Genomic DNA, 16,231 nt, shown 5'->3' on the forward strand with positions numbered 1-16,231 from the left:
CGATCGTCTCTCAACTGGTCGGCACCAACGATCCGCGCGACTCACTCGTCCTGTAGCGCGGTTACCTGCGCACCTTCTTCGACACGGCATTCGGTCGATATGAGGATCTCGGCCAAGCTCCGACCACCCTTCTGCACCTTGAAATGATCCCGGTGCCATAGGTTTCGATCGGAATTCGTGACGACTGGGGTCAGACCAACAGCGAGAAGTGGTCCCCGTCAGCGCTGGACACCGGATGAGATTCAGTGGGTGCGGCCAGTCGAACCGGCAGGCTGGTCAGGCCATGGATCAGGAGGCTTTTTCGCCACGTCAGATCACTGAATTCCCCGTCGAGCGATATCTCCGGGAACGTGGCCAGCAGTCGCGAGATCGCGGTGGTGGCTTCCACGCGGGCCAGGGCGGCGCCGAGACAGTGATGGATGCCGTGCCCGAAGGCGAGGTGCCGGCTCTCGGATCTTTCGAGGTCGATCCGGTCCGGGGCGGCGAACTGCGCGGGGTCGCGGTTGGCAGCGGCGAGCGAGATCAGGATGAATTCGCCCGCGTCGATGTCCTTACCGCCCAACGTGATCGGAGCGGTGGTGTAGCGAGCCGTCGCCACGTGCAACGACCCCTGACAGCGCAGGATCTCCTCGAGGTAGGCGGGTATCGCTTCGGGATCGGTGCGTAACCGCTCGGCCGATGTCGGATCGCGTAGCAGCTCCATTACCGAGTTGCCGATGAGGTTGACGGTGGTCTCATGCCCGGCTATCAGCAGCAGGAGCAGCATGGCGATGAGTTCGTGCTCGTCCAGACGGTCTTCCTGGTCTTTCGCGATGATCAGTTGGGAGAGCAGGTCGTCGCGGGGGTCGTCGGTGCGTTTGGCGATCAACTTCGTCAGGTAGGTGATGAAGCTGACCCCGGCGGTGGCGCGTTCCTCGATCGTGGCCGAGTCGCTGACGACGACGGCGGTCCACGAGCGGAACTCTTCCTTGTCGTCGTCGGGGACTCCGAGCAGTTCACAGATCACCGCGATCGGCAGCCGGAACGCATAGCTGTCGATGAGGTCGACGGTCGTTCGCGCGCTGATGTCGTCGAGCAGGGTGTCGGCGATCGAGCCGATTCTCGGCTGGAGATCGCGGATGGCGGGACCGGCGAATGCCTTGGCCACGAGACGGCGCAGCCGGGTGTGCTGGGGCGGATCGGCGAACAACATGTTGTCGCTGATGGCGGTGTTGAACATCTCGGCTGCGCCGTTTTTGGCCAGCACAGCCTGTCCCTCGGGTGATCCGATGCGTTTGCTGATGGTCGGCTCCGCGAAGGCCTGTTTGGCTACGTCGTGACCGACGATCAGCCAGCCGAGCACACCGTCCAATCGAATTCGGTGCAGGGGACCGCGCTCCCGCAGCGCCCGGTAGGTCGCATGCGGATCCTGGTAGAAGTCGTCGGTCAGCTCGAGGATTTCCATCGCGCCGGTCACCGCCGACCATCGGGCGAAAAGGTGGCCGAGCTCGAATCGATGTAGTGCACAGTCCCTCAGTCCTTTCGGCGAACGATCTGACCTACGCGCGATGCTGTCCAGAACGAGTAGTAAATCAGGAGTGCATCAGCGAGAGGTCGAGCAATTTCGATCGGGTGAACCAGGAAGCCCGCTCCCTCGACGCCGACGAGACCACGAGCATCAATCCGGAGATCATCGCTGCCGCAGCCCGCACGTCATTCGAGCGTCCCAGGGACAGTATCGCCGCGAGTTCGGGATCGCTGAAGCGGGTCTCGACCTGGAGCGCCGGGCTCGGCGATATTGTCAGCGGGGTCGTCCTGCAAACATGTGCCCGGTTGCCAATCGAGTGTCTTGAATACGCATCGGTCCAGGACCCTCCCTGCCTCGCCGATTGTGCAGACGCCGAAGAAGATGTCGTCATCGGCGATCGGGGCTTGACGGGCGGGCCGGTGAGTGCTCTGCCGATCAGTTGTTCGAGCAGCCGCTGCGGCGGGACGAGGGGGTGGGATCATCGACATACCCGAAGGTGGTCGGTGGATGGTACGACCGACAGTCGTTGCAGGCGTAACTGTCGGAATCTCGCAGTTCGGAGCACACGTCGCAGGTGCCACTCTGAAGCCTCAGCTGTTTCCGCGGTCGCGGCGCCTGGCTGCGGGCGGAGCAGTTCGATGCGCGAGACCGGGGGCCGCTGGATCGGGGGCCGCTGGATCGGGAATTACGTGGCGGGGTTGCGTAGCCATTTGTTGTGTTCAGCGCTTCGCCGGGCGGTGGCGAGGACGCTGGTGATGGCGGGTGAGGGATCGTTAGTGGGCCAGAGCACCGAGAGTTCTGCCAGGATCGGCGGATCGACGATCTCGCGGAGAATGATGCCGGTGCCGGTCTTGGCGGCGTGTTCGGCAAATGATGCGGGAGCCAGGCCGATTTCGCGTCCGCCGGCGAGCCGGGCGAGCATGGCATACACCGGCGGATCATCGAATGCGCAGATCTCGGGTGCGAAGCCTGCTTCGTGGAATGCGGCGACGATGCTGTCGTAGTAGGTGGGCGCGAGGTGGCGGGGGAACAGCAGCAGTGTCTGGCCGCGGAGGGCGGTCACCGGGATCCGCGGTGTGTCGGCGAGGGGGTGGCGAAGGCTGAGGAGTGCGGAAACGGGCTCTTCGCGGAGAATCTCACCGGCTACCCCGTCGACCGGCTGTGGGGAGAGGGCGAGACCGATGTCGAGGTCGCCGGTCCGGAGCCGTTCGGGGATCTCGGCGCTGTAGAACTCTCGGGGGTCGATCAGGAGATCGGGGTGGTCCTCCCGGAGCGCGTCCAGAAGTGTGGTCAGTGTGTCGAAGCCGGTGACCGGGGTGTAGCCCAGCCGGATCGTCGTGGCGATCCCGGAGTCGGCCAGCCGGGTGAGCTGTATGGCTTGTTCCAGCGCGGCCAGTGCTTTCGGTGCCTCGCGAGCCAGTGTCCGGCCGGCGGCGGTGAGCTGCACCTGGCGGCTTGTACGTGTGAACAGTGGGGTGCGGAGGGTTTCTTCGAGTTTGCGGATCTGGTGGCTCAGGGAGGGCTGGGCGATGTAGAGACGTGTGGCTGCGCGGCCGAAGTGGAGTTCCTCGGCGACGGCGAGGAAGTAGCGGAGCAGGCGGGGGCTGATATCGATAGACAAATCCTACCGATCGGCATCCGAACAGGTCTTGGACGCCCACCGAGTGGCCGCCGTACGGTCGTTTCAGGCCGTCAGAGATGTTCCGACCGGCCCCGTCGAACCTGGTCGGAGCTGGTCTCTGTTCGTGTGGCCGACTGCCACCGCATATTCGCCCGGTAAGGAGACAAGCGTGAACATCACTGTGATCGGACGCGGCAACATCGGCGGTGGGCTGGCCGACCTGTGGGAACGGGCCGGGCATCAGGTGACTCGGCTGGGGCATGGCGGCGGCGATGCCGGTGCATCGGAGGTGGTGCTGCTCGCCGTCCCGGGAACCGTCGTGGAGGCGGCTCTGTCATCTGTCACCGGGCTCGAGGGCAAGACCGTGCTCGACGCCACGAACCGCTACGGCGATGCCCGTCCGCCGGGCGGGTTCTTCTCCAATGCCGAGTACGTCGCATCGGTGACGGGCGGGCCGACGGCGAAGGCGTTCAACACCAACTTCGCTTCTCTCTTCGGGCAAGTTGCCGAGGCCCGGGTTCGGCCGAGCAACCTGTGGTCCGGTGACGACGAAACCCGAAGCGTTGTAGACCGGCTCAGTCTCGACGCCGGATTCGACGCGGTTCGTCTGGGCGATCTGAGCATGGCCGCCACTCAGGAAGGCCTGGCCGGAACGATGTTCGCGATCGCGCAGTCCGGGCTCGGCCAGTTCGTCTACCGGATGGCATCACCCCGAGAACTCTGACTTTTTCCATCGAACGTTCAACCCATCGCACAAAAGGAAACAGCGTGACGCGCACCGCAAAGGTCGGACTCGAGGCACTGCTCACCCCGGAGGAAAGCGTTCTGGTGCTGATCGACCACCAGCCCTACCAGTTCGCCAATCTCCACAGTCATGAACCGACCATGATCGTCAACAATGTCGTCGGCCTGGCCAAGTTGGCCAAGGTGTTCGACGTCCCCACGGTGCTGACGACGGTGATCGAAGAACGTGGTGGCAACCTCATCAGGGGCATCCAGGACGTCTTCCCGGACCAGAAGCCGATCAACCGCACGTTCATCAACACCTGGCAGGACCGTCGCGTCGTCGACGTCGTGGAGAAGACGGGCCGCAAGAAGCTGATCATTGCCGGACTGTGGACCGAGATCTGTGTCGCCATGCCCGCCATCCAGGCGCTGGACGAGGGGTACGACGTTTTCGTTGTCACGGATGCCTGTGGCGGGGTGACCGTGGAGGCACACGATATGGCGGTGCGCCGGATGGTGCAGGCCGGCGTGGCGCCCATCACCTGGATGGCCGTGGCCGGCGAATGGCAGCGCGACTGGGCTCGCGAGTCGACGACCGGCGGGGCCGGGGAGGTCATGGCCGAGCACGGTGGCGGTAGCGGGGTAGCGCTCGCCTGGGAGTTGCAGTTGCTGGCGACGCCCGTCGCCGATGTTGCTGCTCGCTAGCGTCGCCGACTGCCGAGCCGCAGGCGGGTCCGGCGTACGCCGAGGAACGGACTGTGGATCGGTTCGTCGCACGGCTCGGACCGCACCCGCCTGGTTTGGCTCGACCTGGCGAACGGCGAGAAGCTCGACGTGGACAGTCATCCGGTGTTCGACCTGGACACACCTCGCCCGGAGGCCGACCCGCGCTTCCCGTCCTCGTTGATCCTGCATCCGAGCACCGGGGAATTACTCGGCGCCCGCTACCTCGGCGCCTGTCAGGAGATCCACGCGCTCGATCCGCACTTCGCGACGGTACCGCCGCGGCTGACCGAGCTGTCCGACGGAGATCCGGCCCAGATGTGCTGCGACGCCACGGCACAACGCTGGGTGGTGGACTTCACCCCCGACCGCGACCCCGGTGCCACCTGCCACTCCGATCACATCGCCGAGGCGCTGCGTTCCCGCGGCGCCGACGTCGAATATCTGCTGAACGAGACCGAGGGCCACTGGTTCATCAACCCCGACAGCAACATCGAGCTGTACGGCACGCTCGAACACTTCCTGGCCCGGCACCTCGGCGGCCGGTCTTCGACCACATCCTGACCCGGGACGGTCGGGTCGGGCTATGCAAGCACGGCAACAAAGCGTCGCGATATCGAACGATCGACACAGCGAGTGATGGAGACACGCACATGGGACAGCTGGATGGCAAGACGTCGGTGGTCACCGGAGGAAGCAGCGGGATCGGTCTGGCCACCGCGATACGGCTGGCGGACGAGGGCGCGTACGTGTTCGTCACCGGCCGGCGCGCGGCCGAACTGGAGGCTGCCGTCGAAACCATCGGAGCAGACCGGGCCACCGCGGTAGTCGGCGACATCTCCAAGTCGGAGGACCTGGACCGGCTCTACGACACGGTCCGGGCGCGAGGCAAGGGTGTGGACGTGCTCGTGGCGAACGCGGCGGTCGGTGCGTTCCTGACGCTGGAGCAGACCACCGAGGAGCACTTCGACCAGACCTTCGCGGTCAACGTTCGAGGCACCCTGTTCACCGTGCGTAAGGCGTTGCCGCTGCTCAATGACGGCGCCTCGATCGTCCTGATCGGTTCGACTGCCGCCGACCGCGGAGTAGAGGCCTTCGGCGCCTACGCGGCGTCGAAGGCGGCCGTCCGGTCCTTCGCACGAACGTGGTCCAACGAGCTCAAGGGCCGCGGCATCCGGGTCAACGTGGTCTCGCCGGCATGGATCGAGACTCCCGGGGGCACCGCCGCTTTCGGCGACGAGGAAACCGCTCGGGCCGTCAAAGAGAATGTCGCCGCGACCGTGCCCAGGGGCCGCATGGGCCGGCCGGAGGAGGCCGCCGCAGTCGTGGCCTTTCTGGCCTCGGAACAGAGCAGCTACGTCGATGGCGCGAACATCTACGTCGACGGAGGCGAGAACCAGATCTGAGCAGGCACCATACGGTGGGCGGCATCCGAAGCGTCCCAGGTGCGACTACGTGTGATGAGCCTTGTCGGCGATGACGTAGAGCTTGTCTGCGGGCCGGCGGGCCCGCAGAATAGCAGGAAGGCCAGGAACTCGATCCATCGTTTCCGGTCCCGGATCCGGTAGTGCATACGACCGGTGGTCAGGTCCAATGCACCGAGTAGATGGCATACTCCGTGGTCGCGGTGGTAGGTCGCGCGCAGTCACCTCGGCTTGCATGGCTGATTCGGCCCCACCCCGAGGACCGCCTCCGGTCCGGCGGCTTCCGGGATGTCCACCGATATCCCAGAGTTCTTGCAGGTGGGTGCGCATTTCTCAGATCACCTTCGGGTGTTCGAGTGCGCTCGAACACCCGGCACGCGAATGCGGCCGATCTGACGTGAATCTGTGCGCGAGGGGGGACTTGAACCCCCACGTCCGTGGACACCAGAACCTAAATCTGGCGCGTCTGCCAATTTCGCCACTCGCGCTTGGTGGTACGACCGTCCAAACTCTACCGGTCCGTTGGCGGATCGCGAAGACGTGGGCCGGTGTTTTGTACTCGCCGGTAACCCCACCTGGGATTATAACGATTCGATAACCAGCAATATGAGGAGTACTCACATTTCGCGGGGGTAAGGACCGGCTCCCACCAGCGGGTTCAAATATGAGGGAGGTTCATGTTTCCACCGATTCTGGTACATGGGTGCACGAATACTCATCGGTAGCCGACGCACGGGCAGGCAAACGTGAGGATTCCCTCATGATTTTGTGCCATTCTCGCTGAGAGCAGACCGACGGGCGTGGACCGCCCGTGTGCGGACTGGGAGCCGGGGAAGTCTCCGAGAACTTGTCGCCACGAGAGAAAGTCGAAGCGTCTTGACGATCAACGAGAGCACTGCGTCCGGGGCCGGACACCGGGTGGACGCCGCCGCTGGCAGGACCGTGACCGAGACGAATCGCACGCCGTTGCTGGACCGGTTGCGTGAAGGAACCCCGTACGCGCTCGCCTTCGGTGGGCAGGGTGCCAGCTGGCTGGGCGAACTGGCCGAGATCGGCCGCGACGCCGCCCTGGAGCCCGAACTCACCGCACTGGTCAACGAGGCGGCCGCGCTGCTGGGCCCCGTCGCGGATCAGTTGCTGGTGGTGCGCCCGGTGGGCTTCGACCCCGTCGCCTGGATGCTGGAGGACGATCTCGCCGACGAGGAGACCGACACCTCGGACGCGCCGCCGGAGCGGGTGCTGCGTTCGGCCGCGGTATCGATGCCGGGTGTACTGCTGACCCAGCTCGCCGCGCTGCGGGCACTGCGCCTACAGGGACTGGACCCGGCCGAGATCGCACCGGTCGCCGTGGTGGGGCACTCGCAGGGGCTGCTGGCGGCCGCCGCGGTGCGGGCCGCCGGGGAGCGGGACGCGGAGATCCTCGCCATCGCCCAGCTGGTCGGCGCGGCGGCCGGGCTGGTCGCGCGGCGGCGCGGCCTGATGCCGGTGGGTGAGCGGTCCTCGATGGTCGCGGTCTCCAATGTCGACCCCGACGAACTGCGGGCCGTACTCGCCGAGGTCTCCGTGGGTGTGGACCCGATGGCGGCCGCGGTGCTGTCGATCCGCAACGGCCGGCGCCGCGTGGTGCTGTCCGGTACCCCCGATCAGCTGCGCCGGGTGCAGCAGCGTTGCGCGCAGCTGCACGCCGAACAGGACCGTGAGCGGTCGGCCAAACAGCGCGGCGGTGCGGTCTTCGCACCGGTCTTCGAGGACCTCGACGTCGATGTCGCGTTCCACCATCCGGCCCTCGCCGACACCGTCGAACTGGTGGCCGGGTGGGCCGGGCAGTGCGGGCTCGATATCGAACTCGCCGGCGAGCTGGCCCGCGACATCCTGGTCGAGCCGGTCGACTGGGTCGCGACCGTGGACGAAGTGGTCGGTTCCGGTGCCGAATGGATCCTGGACCTCGGCCCCGGCGACCTGCTCTCCCGCGTCAGCGGTGGTTCACTCAAGGGCAGCGGTGTCGGCATGATCGCCGCGGCCACCCGGGCCGGTCAGCGGAACCTGCTGACCCCGGGCGCCACACCGGAGGTCGCGCAGCCGTGGACCGCGTTCGCGCCGCGCCCGGTGCGACTGCCGAACGGGCGCATCGTGGTGGAAACCGCGTTCACCAAGCTCACCGGGCGTTCGCCCATCCTGCTGGCGGGTATGACCCCGACCACGGTGGACGCGAAGATCGTCGCGGCCGCGGCCAACGCCGGGCACTGGGCGGAACTGGCCGGCGGCGGTCAGGTGACCGAGCAGATCTTCGCCGAGCGGGTGACGGAACTGCAGGAACTGCTGCACCCGGGCCGGCAGGTGCAGTTCAACTCGCTGTTCCTGGATCCGTACCTGTGGAAGCTGCAGCTGGGCGGAAAACGGCTGGTTCAGCGGTCCCGCGCGGCGGGCGCTCCGTTCGACGGTGTGATCGTGACCGCCGGTATCCCGGAGCTCGAGGAAGCCGTCGCGCTGATCGAGGAACTGACCGAGGCGGGGATCAGCCACGTCGCCTTCAAACCGGGCACGGTCGCGCAGATCCGCGCGGTACTGCGGATCGCCGACGCCGTGCCGGACTACCCGGTGATCATGCACATCGAGGGTGGTAAGGCCGGTGGGCACCACTCCTGGGAGGACCTGGACGATCTCCTCCTCGAAACCTATGCCGAACTGCGTGCCCACGGAAACGTCGTGGTCTGCGTCGGCGGCGGCATCGGGACCCCGGAGCGGGCCACCGAATACCTGACCGGCGCCTGGTCGGCGCCGCACGGTTACCCGGCCATGCCGCTGGACGGTGTGCTGGTGGGTACCGCGGCGATGGCGACGCTGGAGGCCACCACCGCGCCCGAGGTGAAACAGCTGCTGGTCGATACCCCCGGCACCCCGGACTGGGTGGGCGCGGGCACCGCGAGCGGTGGGATGGCCTCGGGCCGTAGCCAGCTGGGCGCCGATATCCACGAAATCGACAATGCCGCCTCGCGCACCGGTCGTCTGCTGGACGAGGTGGCCGGGGACGCCGAGGCGGTGGCGCAGCGCCGTGCCGAGATCATCGAGGCGCTGAACGCGACCGCCAAGCCCTACTTCGGCGATATCGCGGCCATGACCTACCTCGCCTGGCTCGAACGCTACGTGGACCTGGCGATCGGACAGGAGCGCCGCCAGGACTTCGACTGCGGCACCGACCTCGGTGACGCGATCACCGCGGCGACCCGGTCGGTGTGGCTGGATATCAGCTGGCGCGACCGATTCGCCGAAATGCTGCGCCGCGCCGAGGCCCGGCTCGCCCCGGCCGACCGCGGCGAGATCGACTCGCTATTCCGCGACGAGGATCTGGAAGACCCCGCCGCCGCGCTCGCCACGCTGCGCGAGCGCTACCCCGCGGCGGCCCAGAGCCTGCTGCATCCGGCGGATGTGCCGTTCTTCATCACCCTGTGCAAGACGCCGGGTAAACCGGTCAACTTCGTCCCGGTGGTCGATCAGGACGTACGGCGCTGGTGGCGCTCGGATTCGCTGTGGCAGGCCCATGATCCGCGCTACTCCGCCGATCAGGTCTGCGTGATCCCGGGCACCGTCGCGGTCGCCGGGATCACCCGGGTGGACGAGCCCGTCGGCGAACTGCTGGACCGGTTCGAGCAGGACACCGCCTACAAGCTGGTCCGCGACGGCCTGGCGCCGACCGCGGTCGACGCCCGCCGGGTCGCCGCGGTGACCAGCGGAGCGATCGATGTGGTGCTGGCCGCGCCGGACGTGAACTGGTCGGGCCGGGCCACCGTGAACCCGGTGCACCGGCTCGGCGATCTGCACGAGTGGACCGTGGACGAGAAGGGCGCGGTGCACCCGCCGACCGGAGCCACTCTGGTCGAGGTCGAGGGTCCCGAGGCCGAACACGCGTACGTGGAGCTGACTGTCCCGCTGTCCGCCGCACATGTGGTGCGCATCCGCATCACGGTGCCGGTGACCGTGTACAACGGCGGCGCGCCGGTGGTGACCGAAGCCGATGCCGACGCGGCCATGTCCGCGCTGCTCGGGGTGGCCGCCGGACAGGCACTGCCCGAGGTGAAGGGCAATGTCGCGCACCTGAATCTTGCCTGGTCGCCGGATCTGGTCGCCGATCACGCCGGCGTCACCGGCGCAGGGCTGCCGGCGGAGCTGAGCACGCTGGGCCGGACCGTGCCCGATGTGCTGGTGGGTGCCTGCTGGCCGGCGGTGTTCGGGGTGCTGGGCGCGGCGCGGACCGCGGCCGATGCCAGTGTGATCGAGGGCATGCTGGATCTGGTGCATCTCGACCACCGGATCGAGCTGCTGCGCGAACTTCCCGGCGAGACCAGCATCCTCGTGGTGCGGGCCGAATCCGGAACGGTCGTCGATACCGACCTCGGCCGGGTCGTCGAGGTGGATGTCACCGTCGGTGAGATGCGGGATCAAGGCCTGGACGTGGTGCCGCTGGCCCGCCTGACCGAACGTTTCGCCATCCGCGGCCGCACCGGCGCGGGCGAACTGACCGATCCGCCGCGGGCCGCGGGCACCGTGCGCGCCGATGCCACCGAGACCCCGCGCCGCCGGCGCCGGGACGTCACCATGGTGGCCCCCCGGAGCATGGCCGCGTTCGCCTCGGTCTCGGGTGACCACAACCCCATTCACACCAGCGACGCCGCCGCGAAACTCGCCGGCCTGGGCAGCCCGATCGTGCACGGTATGTGGCTGTCGGCCGCGGCGCAGCACGCGGTGTCGGCGGTGGACCCGCAGGCCTCGGTGCCGGCGCGCACGCTGACCGGGTGGACCACCCGGTTCCTGGGCATGGTGCGGCCGGGCTCCGATATCGATGTGCGGGTGGAGCGGATCGCGGTCGACGGCGGCGACGAGATCGTCGAGGTCTCCTGCCGCGCCGCCGGCGATCTGGTGATGACCGCGACCGGTCGCACCGCCGCGCCGAAGACCGTTTACGCGTTCCCGGGCCAGGGCATCCAGCGCAAGGGGATGGGCCTGGACGCGCGGTCCCGCTCCAAGGCCGCCAAGGCCATCTGGGACCGGGCCGATAAGCACACCCGGGAGGCGCTGGGCTTCTCGATCCTGGCCGTGGTGCGGGACAACCCGACCTATCTGAAGGCGCGCGGGGTCGAGCACCGGCACCCGGACGGTGTCCTGCACCTGACCCAGTTCACCCAGGTCGCCATGGCCACCCTCGGTGTCGCCCAGGTCGCGGAACTCCGCGAGGCCGGTGCGTTCGTGGAGGGCGCGCTGCTGGCCGGGCATTCGGTCGGTGAATACAACGCCCTGGCCGCCGTGGCCGGTGTGCTGCCGCTCGAGGCCGTGCTCGAGGTGGTGTTCCAGCGTGGTTCGGCCATGCACGAGCTGGTGCCGCGGGACGCGCAGGGGCGCAGCGACTACCGGATGGCCGCCATCCGGCCCTCGCAGATCGGACTGCCCGACGACGACGTCATCGGCTTCGTCGCCGGTGTCGGCGAGCAGGTCGGGGAATTCCTGGAAGTGGTGAACCTGAACCTGCGGGGTTCGCAGTACGCCATCGCGGGCACCGTCGCCGGTCTCGACGCCCTGGAGGCCGAGATCGAACGCCGCCGAGCGGAATTCGGCGGTAAGCGCGCCTTCATCCTGGTGCCCGGTATCGATGTGCCGTTCCATTCCACGGTGCTGCGCAAGGGTGTGCCGGAGTTCCGGGGCAAGCTCGAGCAGCTGCTGCCCGAGGAGCTGCAGCCGGAGGTGCTGGTCGGGCGCTATATCCCGAACCTGGTGCCGAAGCCGTTCTCGCTGGCGCGGGAGTTCGTCGCCGAGATCGCCGACCTGGTGCCCTCGGAGCCGCTCGCCGCGGTCCTCGCCGATTTCGACTCCTGGTCGCAGCGCCCGAGCGAACTGTGCCGCGTGGTGCTCATCGAACTGCTGGCCTGGCAGTTCGCCAGCCCGGTGCGCTGGATCGAGACCCAGGACCTGCTGTTCGGTGAGCTGGGCGTGGAACGTTTCGTGGAGGTCGGCCTGGGCGCCACCCCGACAGTGGCGAACCTGGCGAGCCAGACCCTGAAGCTGCCCGATTTCGCCACCACCACGGTGGAGGTGCTCAATATCGAGCGCGAGGCGGCGGTGGTGTACTCCACCGATACCGACCCGGCTCCGGTGGACGAGCCTGTGGATGAGGCCGCCGAGGCGCCCGCCGCCGCGGCCGCTCCGGCCGCCGCACCCGCCCCCGCGGCTCCGGCCGCGACCGGCGGTCCGCGGCCCGACGACATCGCCTTCACCGCCGCCGACGCCACCCGTGTGCTGATCGCGCTGTGGACCAAGCTCCGGATCGACCAGATCGGCCCGGTCGATACGATCGAGGGTCTCTGCGACGGGGTGTCCTCGCGACGTAACCAGCTGCTGGTCGACCTCGGGTCGGAACTGTCGCTGGGCGCGATCGACGGTGCCGCCGATGCCGATATGGGTGCGCTGTCCGCCACCGTGGAACGCCTCGCCCGCACCTACAAGCCGTTCGGCTCGGTGCTCGGCGACGCGATCAACGATCATCTGCGCAAGGTGTTCGGGCCGTCCGGTAAGCGGCCGGCCGCGATCGCCGAACGCGTGAAGAAGGTCTGGGAACTCGGTGAGGGCTGGGTCAGCCACATCACCGCCGAGGTCTCGCTCGGCACCCGCGAGGGCACCAGCGTGCGCGGCGGCGACCTGGGCGGCCTGGTCTCCGGGGCGCTCTCCGACGGCGCGTCCGTGGACGCCGCGATCGACGCCGCGGTCCAGTCGGTGGCGGCGCGGCGCGGTGTGGCCGTCTCGCTGCCCGCGGCCGGTGGCTCCGGCGGCGGCACCGTGGACGCGGCGGCCCTGGGTGAGTTCACCGAGCAGATCACCGGCAAGGACGGTGTGCTGGCCTCGGCGGCCCGGCTGGTGCTCGAGCAGCTCGGACTGAGTGAGCAGACCTCCGCGGCGGAGGCCACCGACGACGGACTCGTCGACCTGGTGTCGGCGGAACTGGGTTCGGACTGGCCGCGGCTGGTGGCCCCGGCGTTCGACGCCCGCAAGGCGGTGCTCATCGACGACCGGTGGGCCACCGCGCGTGAGGACCTGGCCCGGCTGTGGCTGGGCGCGGACGCCGTGACCGCACAGCTGCCGGTCGCCGGGTTCACCGGTGCCGGTGCAGCGGTTGCCGCGCAGGCCGATTGGTGGCGGCAGCGGGCCGTAGGCGAGGCGCGTTCGGTGCTGGCCGGTCACTATGAGCGGATCGCCGAGGCGGCGCGGAACACCACCGAAGCCGGTGTGTGGTCCGACGAGGTCGCGGTGGTCACCGGCGCGAGCAAGGGCTCCATCGCCGCCGCGCTTGCCGGGCGCCTGCTCGGTGGCGGGGCGACCGTGGTGGTCACCACCTCGCGTCTCGACGACACCCGGCTCGGCTTCTACCGTGACCTCTACCGCGCCCACGCCCGCCATGGTGCGGTGCTGTGGGTGGTGCCGGCGAATATGGCCTCCTACACCGATATCGACGCCCTCATCGACTGGGTCGGTACCGAGCAGGTCGACAATGCCGGTGGCGCCAAGATCAAGACCAAGGACGCGCTGACCCCCACCCTGCTGCTGCCGTTCGCGGCGCCACGGGTCTCCGGCTACCTCTCCGACGCGGGTGCCCGCGCCGAAATGGAGATGCGGGTGCTGCTGTGGTCGGTCGAGCGGCTCATCGGCGGTCTGTCCACGCTGGGCGCCGACCACGATGTCGACGCGAAACTCCACGTGGTGCTGCCGGGTTCGCCCAACCGCGGTCTCTTCGGCGGTGACGGCGCCTACGGCGAGGCCAAGGCCGCGCTCGACGCCGTGGTCGCCAGGTGGCGGGCCGAGAAGACGTGGGCGGCCCGGGTCACCCTGGTGCACGCGCTGATCGGCTGGGTCCGGGGCACCGGGCTCATGGGCCACAACGACCCGATGGTGGATGCCGTCGAACAGGCCGGGGTGCAGACCTGGTCGACCGACGAGATCGCCGACGAACTGCTGAAGTGGGCGACCGAGCAGGCCCGCGCGGCCGCCGCGGCCGATCCGCAGCAGATCGACCTGACCGGCGGGCTGGCCGGTGCCGATCTGGACCTGGCGGCGCTGGCCAAGCAGGCGCAGGAAGCCGCGGACGCCGAGGAGGCCGATGAGGTGCCGATCTCGGACGCGCCGCGGATCTCCGCGCTGCCCGCGCCGCCGGCGCTGACCTCCGCGCTGCCCGTCCCCGAATGGGGCGCGGTAACCGCCGATCTCGCCGATATGGTTGTCATCGTCGGCGCCGGTGAGCTCGGCCCGTACGGTTCGGCGCGGACCCGGTTCGAGATGGAGGTCTCCGACGAGCTGTCGGCCGGCGGTGTGCTGGAACTGGCTTGGACCACCGGCATGGTGGCCTGGGAGAACGATCCGAAGCCGGGCTGGTACGACACCCAATCCGGTGACTACGTGCCGGAACACGAACTGGCCGAGCGGTATCACGACGCCGTGGTCGAGCGGTGCGGTATCCGCCGCTACGCCGACGACGGTGCCATGGTCGACAACAGCAGCCCGCTGATGACCTCGGTGTTCCTGGACCAGGATCTGTCGTTCACGGTCGGCGGCGAAGCCGAGGCGCGTGCCTTCTACGCGGCCGCTCCCGAGCACACGGTCATCACTCCGGTCGCCGATTCCGGCGACTGGACCGTGACCCGCAAGGCCGGCACCGAGATCCGGGTGCCGCGCCGGGCGAACCTGTCGCGGACGGTGGGCGGCCAGATCCCGACCGGCTGGGATCCCACCGTCTGGGGTATCTCCGCGGATATGGCGTCCTCGATCGACCGGGTGGCGCTGTGGAACATCGCCTGCACCGTCGACGCGTTCGTCGGTTCCGGGTTCAGCCCGTCGGAGCTGATGAGCTGGGTCCACCCGAGCCTGGTGGCCAACACCCAGGGCACCGGTATGGGCGGTATGTCGTCGATGCGTTCGCTCTACGTCGACAACCTGCTCGGCGAACCGCGGCCCAACGACATCCTGCAGGAGGCGCTGCCCAACGTGGCCCTGGCGCATGTCGTGCAGTCCTACGTCGGCAGCTACGGCGCCATGGTGCATCCGGTCGCGGCCTGCGCCACCGCCGCGGTGTCGGTGGAGGAGGGTGTCGACAAGATCAAGCTCGGTAAGGCCGAGGTGGTCGTGGCCGGTGGCTTCGACGATCTGGGTATCGAGGGCATCGTCGGCTTCGGCGATATGTCGGCCACCGCGGATTCGGCGGCCATGAGCGCCAAGGGCATCAGCGACCGCTACTTCTCCCGGGCCAACGACCGGCGTCGCGGCGGGTTCGTGGAATCGCAGGGTGGCGGCACCGTGCTGCTGGCCCGCGGTGACGTGGCGCTGGAACTGGGCCTGCCGGTCCTCGGTGTGGTCGCCTACGCCCAGTCCTACGCCGACGGTGTGCACACCTCGATCCCGGCGCCCGGCCTGGGCGCGCTGGGTGCGGGCCGGGGCGGCCGGGAATCCCGGTTCGCCGCCGAACTGCGCAAACTCGGTGTGGGCCCGGACGATATCGCGGTGGTCTCCAAGCACGACACCTCCACCGCGGCCAACGATCCCAACGAGTCCGAACTGCACGAGCGGCTGGCGGCGGCCATCGGCCGGTCCGACGGGGCGCCGTTGTTCGTGGTCTCGCAGAAGAGCCTCACCGGGCACGCCAAGGGTGGCGCGGCCGCGTTCCAGCTGATCGGCCTGTGCCAGGTGCTGGAAAACGGTGTGGTGCCGCCGAACCGGAGTCTGGACTGCGTCGACGACAAGATGGCGGAGTACCCGCATCTGGTCTGGGTGCGCGAGGCACTGCGCTTCGGTGACCGGTTCCCGCTCAAGGCGGGTCTGGTGACCTCGCTCGGCTTCGGTCATGTGTCCGGCTTGCTGGCGGTCGTCCACCCGGAGGCGTTCGTCCAGGCGATCGAACCGGCGCGGCGGGCGGAGTACCAGCGCCGGGCGCAGGCACGCCTGCTGGCGGGCCGGCAGCGGATCGTCGAGGCGATGTGCGGTGGGGCGGCGCTCTACGAGCGTCCGGCCGACCGGCGCCTCGGCGGTGACGGCACCCCGGCGGCGAAGATCCGCGGTCTCGAGGCCGAGGTACTGCTGTCCGAGGACGCGCGGCTCGGTACCGGCGGGGTCTACCAGGTCGATGGAGCCGGTTGCGAGACCGGACGGTTCGTCGGTGGCGGTTCCGGTGCCGACAACGCCGGTACACCGTAGGCTGCGCCA

At 68.6% G+C, this 16,231-nt stretch carries 7 protein-coding genes and 1 tRNA gene; 5 read left to right on the top strand and 3 right to left on the bottom strand.

Annotation, left to right across the window (positions count from 1 at the left end):
- Positions 1 to 190: 190 nt before the first annotated feature.
- Together AB0H42_RS15060 and AB0H42_RS15065 are read right to left on the bottom strand one after the other, a co-directional pair.
- Positions 191 to 1,444 carry a cytochrome P450 gene (locus tag AB0H42_RS15060; protein ID WP_357055450.1) on the bottom strand — a complete coding sequence of 418 codons (1,254 nt, stop codon included), beginning with the start codon at positions 1,442 to 1,444 and terminating at the stop codon, positions 191 to 193.
- Positions 1,445 to 2,192: 748 nt separating this feature from the next.
- Positions 2,193 to 3,128: a LysR substrate-binding domain-containing protein gene (locus AB0H42_RS15065; protein ID WP_357055452.1), complete on the bottom strand. Its 936-nt coding sequence runs from the start codon at positions 3,126 to 3,128 to the stop codon at positions 2,193 to 2,195.
- Positions 3,129 to 3,297: 169 nt separating this feature from the next.
- On the opposite strand from AB0H42_RS15065, the gene AB0H42_RS15070 reads away from it, so the two are divergent.
- From AB0H42_RS15070 to AB0H42_RS15085, 4 genes are all read left to right on the top strand, one after another.
- Positions 3,298 to 3,852 carry a dinucleotide-binding protein gene (locus tag AB0H42_RS15070; protein ID WP_357055455.1) on the top strand — a complete coding sequence of 185 codons (555 nt, stop codon included), beginning with the start codon at positions 3,298 to 3,300 and terminating at the stop codon, positions 3,850 to 3,852.
- Positions 3,853 to 3,896: 44 nt separating this feature from the next.
- Positions 3,897 to 4,559: a hydrolase gene (locus tag AB0H42_RS15075; RefSeq protein WP_357055458.1), complete on the top strand. Its 663-nt coding sequence runs from the start codon at positions 3,897 to 3,899 to the stop codon at positions 4,557 to 4,559.
- A 129-nt stretch (positions 4,560 to 4,688) separates the two neighbouring features.
- A complete protein-coding gene (locus AB0H42_RS15080; RefSeq protein WP_357055461.1) occupies positions 4,689 to 5,141 on the top strand; it encodes a hypothetical protein in 453 nt (150 codons plus the stop codon).
- Between the two features lie 89 nt (positions 5,142 to 5,230).
- Positions 5,231 to 5,983: an SDR family oxidoreductase gene (locus tag AB0H42_RS15085; RefSeq protein ID WP_357055464.1), complete on the top strand. Its 753-nt coding sequence runs from the start codon at positions 5,231 to 5,233 to the stop codon at positions 5,981 to 5,983.
- Between the two features lie 424 nt (positions 5,984 to 6,407).
- Here AB0H42_RS15085 and AB0H42_RS15090 read toward each other — a convergent pair.
- Positions 6,408 to 6,489: transfer RNA gene (locus tag AB0H42_RS15090), tRNA-Leu, on the bottom strand.
- A 430-nt stretch (positions 6,490 to 6,919) separates the two neighbouring features.
- Here AB0H42_RS15090 and AB0H42_RS15095 point away from each other — a divergent pair.
- Positions 6,920 to 16,222 (top strand): fatty acid synthase subunit beta domain-containing protein, encoded by a 9,303-nt coding sequence (locus AB0H42_RS15095; protein WP_357055580.1) that lies wholly within the window; start codon positions 6,920 to 6,922, stop codon positions 16,220 to 16,222.
- The last annotated feature ends 9 nt before the right edge of the window (positions 16,223 to 16,231 follow it).

This window comes from Nocardia sp. NPDC050799 (assembly GCF_040654015.1).
Classification (GTDB): Bacteria; Actinomycetota; Actinomycetes; order Mycobacteriales; family Mycobacteriaceae; genus Nocardia.